The organism is Streptomyces sp. NPDC001852 (genome assembly GCF_042891825.1).
Taxonomy (GTDB): domain Bacteria; phylum Actinomycetota; class Actinomycetes; order Streptomycetales; family Streptomycetaceae; genus Streptomyces.
In genome coordinates this window covers 16,209-29,535 of sequence record NZ_JBIATN010000029.1, presented here as the reverse complement: position 1 = coordinate 29,535, position 13,327 = coordinate 16,209, and the positions used below count along the sequence as shown (strand labels likewise).

Sequence of the window (13,327 nt, the reverse complement as noted above, 5' to 3'; positions counted from 1 at the left end):
CGTCATCCGGGGAAGGCTACCTCCCGGTCCAGGAAGGCGAGTTGGGCGTGCTTCTCCGGCAGGTACACGTCGGGGAGGTCCACCTCGGGCAGGACGACCGCGGGGCCACGCACGAAGCCCTGGCGTTCGAAGCGGGCGATCGCCCTGGTGTTGCGGACGTCCGGGTCGACCACGAGCCGGCGCCGGTCCAGGCCCCGCAGCGCGTAGGCCGTCATCACGGTCAGCAGGGCCGAGGTCCAGCCGGGGCGCGGACCGTCGGGGCCGGCCGGGCCGAGCAGGACGTGGACGCCGAGGTCGCCGGGGCGGACGTCGTAGCACGCGCCGACCCGGTCCGCGGCCGGTTCGTACGTCTGGAGCAGGGCCGCGGGCGCGCCGTCCCTGGTGACGAGGTGGGCGTGGTGGGTGTCGAGGCCGGCCATGTGGGCGTAGATCCCGGCGACCTGGTCCCGGGTGAGGCCGTTCATGCCCCAGTGGACGGCGCGTTCCTGGCTCACCCAGCCGTGCACGACGTCCGCGTCGGACGCCGGGTCGAGGGGGCGGATGCGGACAGTGCCGAAGCCGTCGACGTGCTGTTCGTGGAGGTCGGTCATGAGGTTCCCTCGGTGCGTTCCAGCAGGGTCAGCAGGGTCCAGTCGGTGACGACGGGGACGAGTTCCCCCTTGAGCCACAGGGGGAGTTGGTCGTGGTGGTGGGGTGCGCCGGGGACGCCGTCGGCGCCGAAGGGGACCACCCAGCCGCTGCCCGCGCGGTCGGCCAGGTCCCAGACGAACCGGGCGGCCGGGCCGCGGGCCGAACGGTCGGTGAGGCCGGGGACGGCGGAGGTGCACAGCACGCAGTCGTGGTCTCCCGCGAGCCCGGGTTCCGGTTCCTCCCGCCCGTCCGGGTACGGCAGTGCGCGCCAGGGGGCGAGGCGGTGGGTCGTGGACCAGGGGCCGTCCGGGGGTTCGGCGGCCACCTCCTCCAGGGCCGCGCGGACCGCGGCCGGGCGGTCGACGCCGTACAACTCCTCGGCGCGCAGCAGGTGTTCGAGGGCGTGGCCGATGCGCGGGCCGAGGGCCAGCCAGGGGAGCAGGACCTCCGGGTAGGCCGGGACCTCGGTGAGCGGGGCGAACACCGGGTGGGCGGCGAGCCGGCGTACGACCGCGCCGCGCAGTGCCGCGTAGGCGGCCGCGTCGGTGCTGTCGGCGTCCATGCGGCGGTTCCAGGCGAGCAGGCGGTCGCGCAGCGCGGCCGCGGCGGGGGTGAGGCCGTCGAGCGCGGCGAGGTGGTCGAGGAGAGGGGCGGCGGAGGCGAGGTGGGTGTCGGTGTGGATCGCCGGCATGCCGTCGGCGGTCCAGGTGCGGCGCGCGTCGAGGAGGGCGCGGATGCGGTCGGCGCGGTGCGGTGGGGCGAACTCGACGCCGAGCGGGGCGGCGGTGCCGCGCTGGTTGGCCATCACGGCGATGCCGTCCTCGACGGGGGCGTACGGCGTCCGGTGCCAGCCGTGCCAGTCGTGGCCGGGCTGCCAGGCGGGGACCGGCTGGAGCCGGTTGGCCTCCGCGCGGACCGGTACGCGGCCGGCGACGCGGTGGAGGGTGCCTCCGTGGGTGTCGGCGGCCTGTACGACGTTGACGGGCTCGGCCCAGGCGTCCAGCGCACGGTCGACGTCCCTCACCGTGCGGGCCCTCAGGAGGGGGAGGAGGGCGCTGAAGCCGAGGTCGGCCGTGACGCGGGGCGGGTGACGCAGAGCCAGGGCCGTCTTCGACGGTTCCGGGGTGAGCCCCGACTCCAGGCCCTCGGGGCCCCCGGCGATCACCGGGCCCCGGTCCGTCTCGACGATCTCGATCTCGACGGGCGGCTCTCCCGCGATCTCCACCGTCTCCGTGTGCCGCGTGGCCCGGTGCCAGTGGCCGTCCGGGCCGAGGGCCTGGACACCCGCGCCGGTGCGCCGCAGCCGTTCGCGGTACAGGTCCTGGTAGTCGGCCATGGCGTTGGTGATGGCCCAGGCGACCGTGCCGGTGTGCCCGAAGTGCGCGATGCCGGGGACACCGGGCACGGCCAGCCCGACGACGTCGAACTCGGGGCAGCAGAGGCGGATCTGCTGGTAGACGCCGGGGTCCTCGATGAAGCGGTGCGGGTCGCCGGCGATCAGGGCGTGCCCGGTGGCGGTACGGGCACCGGAGACGAGCCAGCCGTTGCTGCCGGCGGTGCCGGGGCCGTCCGTGGCGAACAGGCCGACGGCGCCGGGACCGAGGTGCCGTATCGCCTGCTCGCGCCAGAGCTTGGCCGGGAAGCCGGCGAACAGCAGGTGGGTGGCGAGCCAGACGCCGAGCGGGGTCCAGGGGTGCCAGGGGGTGGGGGCGAGACCGGTGCGGGCGAATTCGGGCGCCCGGCGGGCACCGGCCGGCAGGCCCTCGTTGACGCCGTCGACGTACGCCCGGACCCAGTCGGCCGTCTCCGTGTCCCGGCGTTCCAGCGCGGCGAAGCACCGGCGTGCCGTGTCCTCGAGGCGGGCCCGGCGGACGAGGACGTCCCAGGACAGGGCGCCGGCGCCGAGGAAGGCGGCCGAGGTGCCCCGGGAGCGATGGCCTTCGACCTCCAGCTGCCAGGCGCGGTCCAGCGCGGTGACCCGGCCCTGGGCGCGGGCCAGTTCGAGGGTGCTGGAGGCCCGTAGATGGGGGATGCCCCAGGCGTCGCGGTACGTCTCGGTGGTCACCCGGAATCCCTCTTTAGGTTAGCCTTGCCTAACTTTCCCGGAAGGGATCGTACGCGAGAGAGGGAGGCGCCGGCGGACCACCCCGGCTGCGGCGCGCCCGCCGCCGGGCGACCATCGACGCATGGACGTCACCCTGCACCTCGCCCAGGACCCCGACGCCGACGCGCTGCTCGGGCGGTCCGCGCTCGCCGCGCTCACCGGCATGCTGCTCGACCAGCAGGTCCCGATGGAGTGGGCGTTCAAGGGGCCCCGGACCATCGCCGACCGGCTCGGCGTCGCGGCCACCGGAGACCTCGACGCGCACGACATCGCCGCGATGGACCCCGAGGCCTTCGCCGCGCTGCTCGCCGAGAAGCCGGCCGTGCACCGTTACCCGGGCTCGATGGCCAAGCGCATCCAGCAGCTGTGCCAGTACCTCGTCGAGCACTACGACGGGGACGCGGAGGCGGTCTGGCGGGGCGTGCCGAGCGGTTCCGAGCTGCTGAAACGGCTCGAGGACCTGCCCGGGTTCGGCAAGCAGAAGGCCCAGATCTTCCTCGCGCTGCTCGGCAAGCAGCTCGGCGTCACGCCGACGGGCTGGCGGGAGGCCGCGGGGGCGTACGGCGAGCGCGAGTCCTTCCGGTCGGTCGCCGACATCACCGGACCGGAGTCGCTGGCGAAGGTGCGGGCGCACAAACAGGAGATGAAGGCTGCGGCCAAGGCCGCGAAGGGGGCGTGAAGCAGGGGCGGTTCACCCGACCGGCCCTCCCCGATGGCCCGCCCACCCCCGGCGTTCACAGCATGGACCATGACCGAGGCACCGAACAGCGGTCCGGAGTGGGGCCGTGAGTACGACGACCGGAACGTGCACGCGGCCGCGCCACCCGGCGACCGGCGTGAGCCCGAGCCGCCGTTCGAGGGGCCCCTGCACGCGCTGTCCCGGGCCGCCTGGCAGGTGGTGCTGGTCACCGGGATCGCCTCGCTGATCCTCGGCATCCTGGTGCTCGTCTGGCCCGGCGCCTCCCTGCTCGCCGCCGGCGTCCTGTTCGGGATCTACCTGGTGATCAGCGGCATCTTCCAGCTGGTCGCCGCGTTCGGTACGCACCGGGCGACCTCGCTGCGCGTGCTGGCCTTCATCAGCGGCGCCCTGTCCATCATGCTCGGCCTGTTCTGCTTCCGCGGGCCGATGCAGTCGATCGTGCTGCTCGCCCTGTGGATCGGCATCGGGTGGCTGATCCGTGGGATCACCCAGACCCTGGCCGCCCTGCACGACCCCCGGATGCCCGCCCGGGGCCGGCAGATCTTCCTCGGGGTCATCACCTTCATCGCCGGGATCGTGCTCATCGACTCGCCGTTCCGGTCGGTCGCCGTGCTGACCCTCGTGGCCGGCATCTGGCTGGTCGCGGTGGGCATCGGGGAGATCGTCACCGCGTTCGGCATCCGGGGCCGGGCCAAGGCCGTCCCCCACACGGTGTGAGCGGCGGCGTCAACCGCGCCCGGCGCCCGTACGCCGTGCGGGCGGATCTCCGCCCCGGCAGGCTGCACTCCCCACACGCCCCGGGGACAGACCCGAGGTGAGCAGGACCGCTCAGCCCTGTCGCCGAACTCCCGTCGTCCGCCCGGAGGGCGGGCCTCGCGCCCGCCGCGACGGGGGTGCCCCCGCGCGAGCCCGTCGCGGGGCGGGCAGGAGTCCGGCGACAGGGCCTGGTGTCCCCCGGAGCCGTACCTGGCTGCGGGTGCTCGTGCTGCTGCTCGCCTTCTGGGTGCCCGGCGCCCATGCGCAGGCCCAGGCGGCCCCCGCGCTGGGGGCGTCCGCCGAGGCCTTCGAGCACGATGTCTTCGACGCACTCCTACGGCCGCCCGCCCACGCCGTCCACCGGGCCGACGTACCCGAGCGTCCCGCACCCCTCCCCGACCCGGCACCCGCCGGGCCGCCGGTACGGCCCCGCCCCGGCACGCCACGGGTGCCGTACGCCCTGCCCCTGCTCCGCACGGTGGTCCTGCGCTGCTGACGGACCCGCGCCCCCGCGAAAGGCCGGTCACACGTCAGTCGGACACAAGGAGCAGCACAGCCATGCCCATGGATCCCTACGCCGTCCTGCGCGCCCTGCTGCGCGCGGAGGCCCGGCGGGCGACGGCACCCCAGCCGGAACGGAAGAAGGAAGAACCGCAGCGGCCGCCCGAGGGCCGGGACGACCGCTGAACGGGCACCGGCGGGGGCGGGCCACCGCCTCCGCCGGACCGTGCCGCGCGTGCCGCGCCAGGCGTGCCCGGACCGTGTCGTGCGTGCCGGACGGGTCTCGGGAGGCCCCCGCGCTCAGCCGTACGGAGGAAATCCGCCGTGTCGATCGACTGGAGGGACCCGGTCCGGTCGGCGCCGGTGGCACCCCGTACCCGATAGCACTACTTGTAACCCATTTGCCGGATCTTTTCAGGCGTTGCACTCGGCCGCCATGGCTGCGCCCGGAAGGTCTTGACCGGTAGGCTTTCCGTGTGATCTTCAAGCGCATCGGAAACGGCCGGCCGTACCCCGACCACGGCCGGGAAAGCACCCGGCAGTGGGCGGACGTCGCGCCGCGCCCGGTCCGCCTCGATCAGCTCGTGACGACCAAGGGGCAGCTCGACCTGGAGACCCTCCTGGCCGAGGACTCGACGTTCTACGGCGACCTCTTCGCACACGTCGTGAAGTGGCAGGGCGACCTCTACCTGGAGGACGGGCTGCACCGCGCGGTCCGTGCCGCCCTCCAGCAGCGCCAGGTGCTGCACGCGCGCGTGCTCGAGCTCGACTGACCCGGCGCGACACGGCCCTTGACCCTTGACCCTTTCGGGTTCCGCTGAGCGGCATCGACTGATCATCTAATAGGCAGCGCCGCTCAGGCGCACTACGCTGCGCCCATGAGCATGCTCACTCCCCCTGGCATGGGCGGCCAGTACCGGATCACGGGGGACAAATACCCCCGGATGCGTCCGCCGCGCCGACGCGCCAGGCTCGTGGCCGCCGTGGTGGCATCCGTCGCCGTGCTCGGCCTGATCGGCTGGGGCACCCTGCAGCTCATCGACGTCTTCACCGGCGGCAGCAAGAAGACCACGACGGCCGGCACGAAGACCGGCTGCCACACCAAGGCCGATACGGCCGCACAGGTGAAGTCCCTGCCGAAGCCGGGCCAGATCACCGTGAACGTCTACAACGCCACCGCGCGCACCGGGCTGGCCAAGTCCACCGCCGACGAGCTGAAGAAGCGGGGCTTCCGCATCGGGTCCGTGGGCAACGCGCCCGGGGAGTACGACAAGAAGGTGAAGAGCGCCGGGATACTCCTCGGAGCGCCCTCCGCCCAGAACACCTCACTGGCCGTACTGGGGGCACAGCTCACCGGCGCCGAACAACGCGCCGACGCCCGCAAGGGCACCGACGTCGACCTCGTGCTCGGCGACGCCTTCAAGGGCCTGGAGAAGCCGGCGGCCGCGGAGCAGGCGCTGACCGAGCTGACCGCACCTGCACCGTCGGCAACCACCAAGAAGAGCTGCTGAGAAGGGCCCGCCCTACTCGGCGGCCCCGTAGAGCCGGTCCCCCGCGTCCCCCAGCCCCGGCACGATGTACCCGTGCTCGTTGAGGTGGTCGTCCACGGCCGCCGTGACCACCGTCACCGGCGTCCCCGCCAGCTCCCGCTCCATCAGCTCGACCCCCTCGGGGGCGGCGAGCAGCACGACGGCGGTCACGTCGTCGGCGCCGCGCTTGATCAGCTCCTGGATCGCCGCGACCAGGGTGCCCCCCGTGGCCAGCATCGGGTCCAGGACGTACACCTGGCGGCCCGAGAGGTCCTCCGGCATGCGCGAGGCGTAGGTGGAGGCCTGCAGCGTCTCCTCGTTGCGGATCATGCCCAGGAAGCCCACCTCGGCGGTCGGCAGCAGCCGCACCATGCCGTCCAGCATGCCGAGGCCGGCGCGCAGGATCGGCACGACCAGCGGGCGCGGGCGGGCGAGCTTGACGCCGGTGGTCTGCGCGACCGGCGTCCGGATGTCGACGGCCTCGGTGCGCACGTCCCGCGTGGCCTCGTAGGCGAGCAGGGTGACCAGTTCGTCGGCGAGCCGGCGGAAGGTCGCGGAGTCGGTGCGCTGGTCGCGCAGCGTGGTGAGCTTGTGAGCGACCAGGGGGTGGTCGACGACGTGGAGACGCATGCCCCCAACGGTACCTGCGCCCCGTACCGCCTCGCTCTGGCGTCAAACCGCCCGTCCGAGGGAAAGTGGGAGGGACGGACCGGGGTGGTGTGTGCGTGCCTGACCTGTCTGACCCGCCCGCCGGCGCGGGCGGTCCCGAGAAAGCCGGGCCCGGGGCACCGGAGACGGACGCCGAGCGGCGGCGCCGCCGCGCCCGGTTCCTGCGCGACCTCGCCGAGGCCCGCGCCCTGCGCGCCCGGGTCCAGCCGCGACGCGCCAAGGCCGCGCGACTGCGCCACGCGATGCGCATGCGGACGTTCCGCTGGTAGGGAGGAACCCCCATGAGCTCGGCACTGTAGGGAAGTTCTGGGTAAGGAAGATCCGCGCGCGGACCCGGATTTGCGCGGTGGGCGTGCGTGAGTCCCCGGAAAAGCCGCGTACGATCCGCAGGTGGCGGCAACGAACGCGCAAGACACAGGGAGCCGAAGACGTCCCCTGACGGCCATGTTTCTGCCACGATTCCGAGTGGGCGGGGCTCGGAGCCCAAGCCGCCTCCGCCCAAGTACCTCCGCCGGGGGGACCCCCAACCGGCACGCCTATGACCAGTGGGAGAGTCACGGTGTACTTCGCCGCACTGCTCGCGCGCACCGAAGACGGGTGGGAAGCGAGCGACACAGAGCTCGACGATGTGGAGACCCTGTCGGATCTTGCCGACCTGGCCCGGGAAGCCTCTCCCGAAGAGGACACGGTGCTCGTGCTGATCGAGCAGGAGGACGCGTGGTTCGGCGTGGTCCGCGTGGACGGTGAGGACGACCCTCGCATCTACGTCTCGGACGCGGCCGCCGCCCAGCGCAGCGCGTACGGCGAGCTGCTGCTCACCGACGAGCTGCTCGGCCGGGAGCCGGGTGCCGACGACGGCCCCGACCTGGACTCCCTCGACCTCGACGGCACGGAGGACGGCGAGTCCGAGTCCGACGAGGACGACGAGGAGGAGGGCGTCGCCGCCGACGCCGTTCCGCACAGCCCCGTGGGTGACAGCCAGATCCTCGACGACCTGGGCATCAGCGAGAAGGAGCTGCGCTCGCTGGACGCCGAGGACGCGCTGGGCGCGATCGCCGAGGCCCTGGGCGCCTCGGAGGTGCTGGAGACCGTCCGCTGAGCGTGCAGGAGCCGTCCGCCGCACCGGACCCGGTACGCGACCGCTGGCGGGCGTCGATGCGACTCGCCCTGGCCGAGGCCGAACGGGCCGTCCAGGGCGGCGACGTCCCCGTCGGCGCCGTCGTGCTGTCCCCGGACGGTACGACGGTGCTCGCCGTCGGGCACAACGAGCGCGAGGCCACCGGCGATCCCACGGCCCACGCGGAGGTCCTCGCGATCCGGCGGGCCGCCGCCCTGCTCGGGGAGTGGCGGCTGGCCGGCTGCACGCTCGTGGTCACCCTGGAACCGTGCACCATGTGCGCGGGCGCGATCGTCCAGTCCCGCCTCGACCGGGTCGTCTACGGCGCCCGGGACGAGAAGGCGGGCGCGGCGGGCTCGCTGTGGGACGTGATCCGCGACCGGCGGCTCAATCACCGTCCGGAGGTCGTCGAGGGCGTTCTCGAGGCGGAGTGCGCCCGCCTCCTCACCGGGTTCTTCCGGGACCGCTGAATACCGATTTCAGAGCACGACCCACCTTGCTGTAAGGTCTCCCTCGGTAGCGTGTCCGAGCGGCCGAAGGAGCTCGCCTCGAAAGCGAGTGTGGCGCAAGTCACCGAGGGTTCAAATCCCTCCGCTACCGCTCGAAGAAGGGCCCCGTCGAAAGACGGGGCCCTTTTCGTCGCAAGGGAGCCCTGTGCACGCCGTAAGGGACCCTTGACCACAGGGCGGGGCAAATGACCCCCGGTGGCGGGCCGTTGGTATCCAAAAAGGGCGTGAAGGTTACACTCGCGGCCGGCAGCAGGGGCGCACGGACAGGGGAGGCCGCGGTGGCGGTGAACGCCAAGAAGATCGCCGTATACGTGCTCGTGGTCTTCGCGCTGTACGTGATCATCACGGACCCGCCCAAGGCGGCCCACTACGTCCAGATAGTCTTCGAGGGCATATCGGACGCGGCCAAGGCCGTGGGTGACTTCATGACGTGGGTCGCCAACGGAGGAAAGAGCTGAGGTACATCCCATGATCCGCCACCTGGTCCTGCTGAAGCTCAACGAGGGCGTCGAGCGTGACGATCCGCGGGTCGTGGCGGGCGTGAAGGCCTTCGAGGCCCTCGGCGGCCAGATCGAGGAGCTGCGCTTCTGGGAGTGCGCCTGGAACATCAGCGACCGGCCGATCGCCTACGACTTCGCGATCAACTCGGCGGTCGAGGACACCGACGCCCTCAAGCGCTATCTGGAGCACCCGGCCCATCAGGCGGGCGTCGCGCTGTGGCGCGAGTTCGCCACGTGGGTGATCGCCGACTACGAATTCTGACCACTTCCGCCCGGAAGCCCCCCGCCGCAACGGCGGGGGGCTTTCATGCGTCTCAAGCCCCAACTTGTCGATGTTTGAACACAACACGGGGTTATCGGGTGCTTGCACACAGTGCACATGTCTTGTGATGCTATGACCGCTTTTGACCGATCATTGAGAGACGAAGAGGTGGCGTTGACCGTGTCGGCCAGTACTGCGCCGCCCCAGGAGGAGGCGGACGCCCCCGCCCCCGCTCCCGCCCCCGTGGCCCCCGAGAAGCGGCGCGGTGCCGACACCCGAGCCCTCACCCAGGTGCTCTTCGCCGAGCTGAAGCAGCTCACCCCGGGCACGCCGGAGCACCACCGGGTGCGCGGGGCGCTGATCGAGGCGAACCTCCCGCTCGTGCGCTACGCGGCCGCCCGCTTCCGCTCCCGCAACGAGCCGATGGAGGACGTGGTCCAGGTCGGCACCATCGGCCTGATCAACGCCATCGACCGGTTCGACCCGGACCGGGGCGTGCAGTTCCCGACCTTCGCCATGCCGACCGTGGTCGGCGAGATCAAGCGGTACTTCCGGGACAACGTCCGCACGGTCCACGTACCGCGCCGGCTGCACGAGCTGTGGGTACAGGTCAACAGCGCCACCGAGGACCTCACCACGCTCCACGGCCGCTCCCCCTCCACCGCCGAGATCGCCGAGCGGCTCAGGATCACCGAGGAGGAGGTGCTGAGCTGCATCGAGGCGGGACGCTCGTACCACGCCACCTCGCTGGAGGCCGCGCAGGAGGGCGACGGGCTGCCCGGCCTGCTGGACCGGATCGGCTACGACGACCCGGCCCTGGACGGCGTGGAGCACCGCGACCTGATCCGGCATCTGCTCGTCCAACTCCCCGAGCGCGAGCAGAGAATCCTGCTGCTGCGCTACTACAGCAATCTCACCCAGTCACAGATCAGCGCGGAACTCGGCGTCTCCCAGATGCACGTCTCCCGGCTCCTCGCCCGCAGCTTCCAGCGCCTGCGCTCGGCGAATCGAATCGACGCCTAGAAGCGCTCGAGGCGGAGCACAGCGGGCGCACGGAAGCACGCTCGGGATCACCACCTGCATCGCAAACCCGATCGATGCATCACCACGGCGGGCGAATCGCTCACCAGCGCAGATGCCGACAGTTGGGAACCTAAAAAGCGTCAGACCCCTTCTTTCCAGGGCCGATTCGCATCTCGCATGTCGACATGTCACTACAGCGTGTTGCCGACATGTGACATTCTGCGGGAGACGCGTTTGCCGGGCCTTCGGAGCCGGTATTCAGGTGAAGGCTGCGTTGCTCGAAAGGCCGCGCCGCCACGACCGTCCCGCGACCCAAAGGGGGTGGCATGTCCGCAGAACAGGGCAGCTCGAAGGTGCTGGCGCCCGCGACGAGCGAGGCAGCGCCCAAGGAGCTCGACGCTCTCGACGTCCTCGACGGCATCGAGGGCGTCACGGCCCTCGACGCCGTGCCGGCCCCGCCCGCCCCGGCGGCCGCCGACCTCCCGGCGCCCGCCGATCTCCCGGCCCCGCCGGCCTCGGGGGACATCGACACCCGCACCCTGTCCCGCTCCCTCTTCCTGCGGCTCGCCGCACTCGGCGAGGACAGTCCCGAGCGGGCCTACGTCCGGGACACCCTGATCGAGCTGAACCTGCCGCTGGTCCGCTACGCGGCCGCGCGCTTCCGCTCCCGCAACGAGCCGATGGAGGACATCGTCCAGGTCGGCACCATCGGCCTGATCAAGGCGATCGACCGCTTCGACTGCGAACGGGGCGTGGAGTTCCCGACGTTCGCGATGCCGACGGTGGTCGGCGAGATCAAGCGGTTCTTCCGGGACACGTCCTGGTCGGTGCGCGTCCCGCGCCGACTCCAGGAGCTCCGTCTGGCCCTCACCAAGGCCAGCGACGAGCTGTCCCAGAAGCTGGACCGCTCCCCGACGGTGACCGAGCTGGCCGCCGTGCTCGGCGTCTCCGAGGAGGACGTGGTCGACGGCCTCGCGGTCGGCAACGCCTACACCGCCTCCTCGCTGGACTCCCCGGCCCCCGAGGACGACGGCGGCGAGGGTTCGCTCGCCGACCGGCTCGGCTACGAGGACACGGCCCTGGAGGGCGTGGAGTACCGCGAGTCCCTCAAGCCCCTGCTGGCCAAACTCCCGCCCCGGGAGCGCCGGATCATCATGCTCCGCTTCTTCGCCAACATGACCCAGTCCCAGATCGGCGAGGAGGTCGGCATCTCCCAGATGCACGTCTCCCGGCTGCTGACCCGGACGCTGGCCCAGCTGCGGGAGGGGCTGATCTCGGACTGAGGGTTCAGTTCTGACGGGCCGTCAGTCACACTGTCCCGATGCTGCGGGCAACAGGGGCGAGCGGGACGGTCGGGTCGACGCGTACGACATGGACACGTGGCCGCCGAGGCGCCGTTACGGCAGCGTCGGCGGCCGTCGTCGTCCTGGGCGGAGTCCTGGTCGCATGCGCCGCTGCGAACGGTCCCGGCGGCGGCTATGTGGCCGTCGGCTCGGGGCAGCACGGCCCGACGGCCGCCGCGCCCACGGGATCGGTGACGCTGGTACCGCTCGAGGGGGCGAGGAGCAGCAGCGGTGGCAGCTCACCCGGCAAGGCCGCGCAGCCGGAAAGCACCGGCCCCTCGGGCACCCCGGAGCAGACCACCACCGCCCCCGGCGGCGACGCCTCCCCCGGCATCCCGAGCAGCCCGGCCGGCGAAGGAGGAAGCGGTGGCCCGGCCGGTCGCACGACACCACCCGCCGCCCCGTCGGGCCCGGCCCCCAGCGGCAGCACGACGTCCACCCCCGCCGAGCTCTCCTGGGGCACCCCGGCGACCGAGCCGACGGATCAGCGCTGGTGCCAGAAGGTGACCGTCGGCTTCCGCAACTCCGGGGGCACGGCGGTGCGTTCGGGCACCGTGACCTTCGGTACGCACATCATCGGCGCGCTCGGTATCGACTGGGGGACGGTCGACTCCACGGTGGACCTCCCGGTGCCGATCGGGCCGGGCGCGCACGAGGACCACACCTGGACGGTGTGCGTCGACGCCTGGCGCGTGCCGCTCGGCATGCACACCGAGACGCGGGACGTGTCCGTCCAGTGGAAGTGATCGCCGGGAGCGGGTGCTACTTCAGCGCCAGCCAGGCGATGCCGGCCACCACGGCGAGGGCCACGATGACACCGATGATCACGCCGACGCGCGGCCCGGAGGAGGCCGCGGCCTGCTGCTGGCGGCCCTGGGGGGCCTCGTCGACGAACGCGCGGAACATCTGGGTGCTGCCGGCGGGGTCGTAATTGCCCTGGGGGCCCTGGGTGTTAGCCATGGCCCGAGACACTAGCGAATCCGCGCGACCGACCCAAGTGCGGGGCCACCGGGACAGACGGGGGCACCCCGCCCGCACCGACCTGCATATTTACGGTTGCAATGCTTGCCTTTGTCAAGTTTTTACGCGGCTGGATCCCTCGTTTATTTGCCTGCAGCAACCAAGCAGGCTTAAGGTTGCCTCAAGCAACGAATACGGGAGGTGTGATGGCCGAGCAGGCGCAGTTCGAAGAGCTGGCGCGTCAGCTCAGCGCCTTCGGAGCCGTGAAACGGGACATGGGCAGGATCCTGCCGCCCGACTGTCCCGCCGGCTCCGCCGCCGTGGTGACCCTGCTCGGCCGCCACGGAGACATGCGCATGAGCAAGCTCGCGGAGCTGCTCGCCGTGGACATGTCGGTCACCAGCCGGCATGTCGCGCACGTCGCCGCGCGCGGCTGGATCGAGCGGCACCCGGACCCGGCGGACAAGCGCTCGCGCATCCTGCGCCTGACGCCCGCGGGCCTGGAAGAACGGGAGGAGCTGTCCCGGCGGACCACGCATCTGCTCGCCGAGCGGCTCGCCGACTGGACCGATGACGAGGTGGCCCAGCTGATCCGGCTGATGACCCGCCTGCGCGCGTCCTTCGGCGACTGCCGGTCCGCCCCGCTCCGGCTCCCGGCCGCCGCAGCCGCTCCCGTAGTCGAAGAGACCACCCGTACACCCGCAAGCACGTAAGAGAAGGAAGC

The 13,327-nt window shown here is 72.1% G+C and carries 19 protein-coding genes and 1 tRNA gene; 16 read left to right on the top strand and 4 right to left on the bottom strand.

The features are described from left to right. Window positions 1-2 precede the first annotated feature (2 nt). Both ACFYZB_RS36360 and ACFYZB_RS36355 read right to left on the bottom strand, forming a co-directional pair. A complete protein-coding gene (locus ACFYZB_RS36360) occupies window positions 3-590 on the bottom strand; it encodes a GNAT family N-acetyltransferase (RefSeq protein WP_388765790.1) in 588 nt (195 codons plus the stop codon). Further along, window positions 587-2,695, bottom strand: a complete 2,109-nt coding sequence (locus ACFYZB_RS36355) for a penicillin acylase family protein (RefSeq protein ID WP_388765789.1) — start codon at window positions 2,693-2,695, stop codon at window positions 587-589. Before ACFYZB_RS36355 ends, ACFYZB_RS36360 begins: the two co-directional genes overlap by 4 nt. A gap of 121 nt (window positions 2,696-2,816) precedes the next feature. Between ACFYZB_RS36355 and ACFYZB_RS36350 the strand changes: the two genes are divergently transcribed. The 6 genes from ACFYZB_RS36350 (at window position 2,817) to ACFYZB_RS36325 (ending at window position 6,202) form a co-directional block, all read left to right on the top strand. Further along, a complete protein-coding gene (locus ACFYZB_RS36350; RefSeq protein ID WP_388765787.1) occupies window positions 2,817-3,413 on the top strand; it encodes an HhH-GPD-type base excision DNA repair protein in 597 nt (198 codons plus the stop codon). A 69-nt stretch (window positions 3,414-3,482) separates the two neighbouring features. After that, window positions 3,483-4,151 carry an HdeD family acid-resistance protein gene (locus ACFYZB_RS36345; protein WP_388765786.1) on the top strand — a complete coding sequence of 223 codons (669 nt, stop codon included), beginning with the start codon at window positions 3,483-3,485 and terminating at the stop codon, window positions 4,149-4,151. Between the two features lie 259 nt (window positions 4,152-4,410). Then, window positions 4,411-4,686 carry a hypothetical protein gene (locus ACFYZB_RS36340; protein ID WP_388765784.1) on the top strand — a complete coding sequence of 92 codons (276 nt, stop codon included), beginning with the start codon at window positions 4,411-4,413 and terminating at the stop codon, window positions 4,684-4,686. Window positions 4,687-4,748: 62 nt separating this feature from the next. Further along, the gene (locus tag ACFYZB_RS36335) at window positions 4,749-4,877 is read left to right on the top strand and encodes a hypothetical protein (RefSeq protein ID WP_388765782.1); all 129 of its coding nucleotides are present in this window, start codon (window positions 4,749-4,751) and stop codon (window positions 4,875-4,877) included. Between the two features lie 290 nt (window positions 4,878-5,167). Continuing rightward, on the top strand, window positions 5,168-5,464 hold the full coding sequence (locus tag ACFYZB_RS36330; RefSeq protein ID WP_003999914.1) for a type II toxin-antitoxin system VapB family antitoxin: 297 nt from the start codon (window positions 5,168-5,170) through the stop codon (window positions 5,462-5,464). Between the two features lie 105 nt (window positions 5,465-5,569). Next, window positions 5,570-6,202: a LytR C-terminal domain-containing protein gene (locus ACFYZB_RS36325; RefSeq protein WP_388765780.1), complete on the top strand. Its 633-nt coding sequence runs from the start codon at window positions 5,570-5,572 to the stop codon at window positions 6,200-6,202. Window positions 6,203-6,214: 12 nt separating this feature from the next. Here the strand turns inward: ACFYZB_RS36325 and upp are convergent, their stop codons facing one another. Next, complete coding sequence (gene upp / locus ACFYZB_RS36320) at window positions 6,215-6,850, bottom strand: uracil phosphoribosyltransferase (protein ID WP_228624343.1); 636 nt, start codon at window positions 6,848-6,850, stop codon at window positions 6,215-6,217. A gap of 104 nt (window positions 6,851-6,954) precedes the next feature. Here upp and ACFYZB_RS36315 point away from each other — a divergent pair, with 104 nt between their 5' ends. The 9 genes from ACFYZB_RS36315 (at window position 6,955) to ACFYZB_RS36275 (ending at window position 12,389) form a co-directional block, all read left to right on the top strand. Next, the gene (locus tag ACFYZB_RS36315; protein WP_388765896.1) at window positions 6,955-7,158 is read left to right on the top strand and encodes a hypothetical protein; all 204 of its coding nucleotides are present in this window, start codon (window positions 6,955-6,957) and stop codon (window positions 7,156-7,158) included. Window positions 7,159-7,448: 290 nt separating this feature from the next. Next, complete coding sequence (locus ACFYZB_RS36310; protein ID WP_388765895.1) at window positions 7,449-7,988, top strand: hypothetical protein; 540 nt, start codon at window positions 7,449-7,451, stop codon at window positions 7,986-7,988. Between the two features lie 56 nt (window positions 7,989-8,044). Beyond that, window positions 8,045-8,476 carry a tRNA adenosine(34) deaminase TadA gene (gene tadA, locus ACFYZB_RS36305; protein WP_351208740.1) on the top strand — a complete coding sequence of 144 codons (432 nt, stop codon included), beginning with the start codon at window positions 8,045-8,047 and terminating at the stop codon, window positions 8,474-8,476. Between the two features lie 45 nt (window positions 8,477-8,521). Then, a tRNA-Ser gene (locus ACFYZB_RS36300) sits at window positions 8,522-8,606 on the top strand. Window positions 8,607-8,793: 187 nt separating this feature from the next. Beyond that, on the top strand, window positions 8,794-8,973 hold the full coding sequence (locus ACFYZB_RS36295; RefSeq protein ID WP_055708362.1) for a hypothetical protein: 180 nt from the start codon (window positions 8,794-8,796) through the stop codon (window positions 8,971-8,973). A 10-nt stretch (window positions 8,974-8,983) separates the two neighbouring features. After that, a complete protein-coding gene (locus tag ACFYZB_RS36290) occupies window positions 8,984-9,277 on the top strand; it encodes a Dabb family protein (RefSeq protein WP_351208675.1) in 294 nt (97 codons plus the stop codon). A gap of 132 nt (window positions 9,278-9,409) precedes the next feature. Next, window positions 9,410-10,300 carry an RNA polymerase sigma factor SigF gene (locus tag ACFYZB_RS36285; protein WP_351208674.1) on the top strand — a complete coding sequence of 297 codons (891 nt, stop codon included), beginning with the start codon at window positions 9,410-9,412 and terminating at the stop codon, window positions 10,298-10,300. Between the two features lie 326 nt (window positions 10,301-10,626). Further along, window positions 10,627-11,583, top strand: coding sequence for an RNA polymerase sigma factor SigF (locus tag ACFYZB_RS36280; RefSeq protein WP_351208673.1), 957 nt, complete (start codon window positions 10,627-10,629; stop codon window positions 11,581-11,583). 38 nt (window positions 11,584-11,621) lie between these two features. Next, window positions 11,622-12,389: a hypothetical protein gene (locus ACFYZB_RS36275; protein ID WP_388765777.1), complete on the top strand. Its 768-nt coding sequence runs from the start codon at window positions 11,622-11,624 to the stop codon at window positions 12,387-12,389. A 16-nt stretch (window positions 12,390-12,405) separates the two neighbouring features. On the opposite strand, the gene ACFYZB_RS36270 is transcribed toward ACFYZB_RS36275, so the two are convergent. Beyond that, window positions 12,406-12,603: a hypothetical protein gene (locus ACFYZB_RS36270; RefSeq protein WP_351208671.1), complete on the bottom strand. Its 198-nt coding sequence runs from the start codon at window positions 12,601-12,603 to the stop codon at window positions 12,406-12,408. 206 nt (window positions 12,604-12,809) lie between these two features. Here ACFYZB_RS36270 and ACFYZB_RS36265 point away from each other — a divergent pair, with 206 nt between their 5' ends. Further along, window positions 12,810-13,316, top strand: a complete 507-nt coding sequence (locus tag ACFYZB_RS36265) for a MarR family winged helix-turn-helix transcriptional regulator (protein WP_388765776.1) — start codon at window positions 12,810-12,812, stop codon at window positions 13,314-13,316. Window positions 13,317-13,327: the final 11 nt, after the last annotated feature.

Excerpts from the sequence above, each read along its gene's own strand:
- ACFYZB_RS36360 (WP_388765790.1), bottom strand. The coding sequence starts at position 590 with ATGACCGACCTCCACGAACAGCACGTCGACGGCTTCGGCACTGTCCGC.
- ACFYZB_RS36350 (WP_388765787.1), top strand. The coding sequence starts at position 2,817 with ATGGACGTCACCCTGCACCTCGCCCAGGACCCCGACGCCGACGCGCTG.
- ACFYZB_RS36345 (WP_388765786.1), top strand. The coding sequence starts at position 3,483 with ATGACCGAGGCACCGAACAGCGGTCCGGAGTGGGGCCGTGAGTACGAC.
- ACFYZB_RS36335 (WP_388765782.1), top strand. The coding sequence starts at position 4,749 with ATGCCCATGGATCCCTACGCCGTCCTGCGCGCCCTGCTGCGCGCGGAG.
- ACFYZB_RS36325 (WP_388765780.1), top strand. The coding sequence starts at position 5,570 with ATGAGCATGCTCACTCCCCCTGGCATGGGCGGCCAGTACCGGATCACG.
- upp (WP_228624343.1), bottom strand. The coding sequence starts at position 6,850 with ATGCGTCTCCACGTCGTCGACCACCCCCTGGTCGCTCACAAGCTCACC.
- tadA (WP_351208740.1), top strand. The coding sequence starts at position 8,045 with ATGCGACTCGCCCTGGCCGAGGCCGAACGGGCCGTCCAGGGCGGCGAC.
- ACFYZB_RS36290 (WP_351208675.1), top strand. The coding sequence starts at position 8,984 with ATGATCCGCCACCTGGTCCTGCTGAAGCTCAACGAGGGCGTCGAGCGT.
- ACFYZB_RS36285 (WP_351208674.1), top strand. The coding sequence starts at position 9,410 with ATGACCGCTTTTGACCGATCATTGAGAGACGAAGAGGTGGCGTTGACC.
- ACFYZB_RS36280 (WP_351208673.1), top strand. The coding sequence starts at position 10,627 with ATGTCCGCAGAACAGGGCAGCTCGAAGGTGCTGGCGCCCGCGACGAGC.
- ACFYZB_RS36275 (WP_388765777.1), top strand. The coding sequence starts at position 11,622 with ATGCTGCGGGCAACAGGGGCGAGCGGGACGGTCGGGTCGACGCGTACG.
- ACFYZB_RS36270 (WP_351208671.1), bottom strand. The coding sequence starts at position 12,603 with ATGGCTAACACCCAGGGCCCCCAGGGCAATTACGACCCCGCCGGCAGC.
- ACFYZB_RS36265 (WP_388765776.1), top strand. The coding sequence starts at position 12,810 with ATGGCCGAGCAGGCGCAGTTCGAAGAGCTGGCGCGTCAGCTCAGCGCC.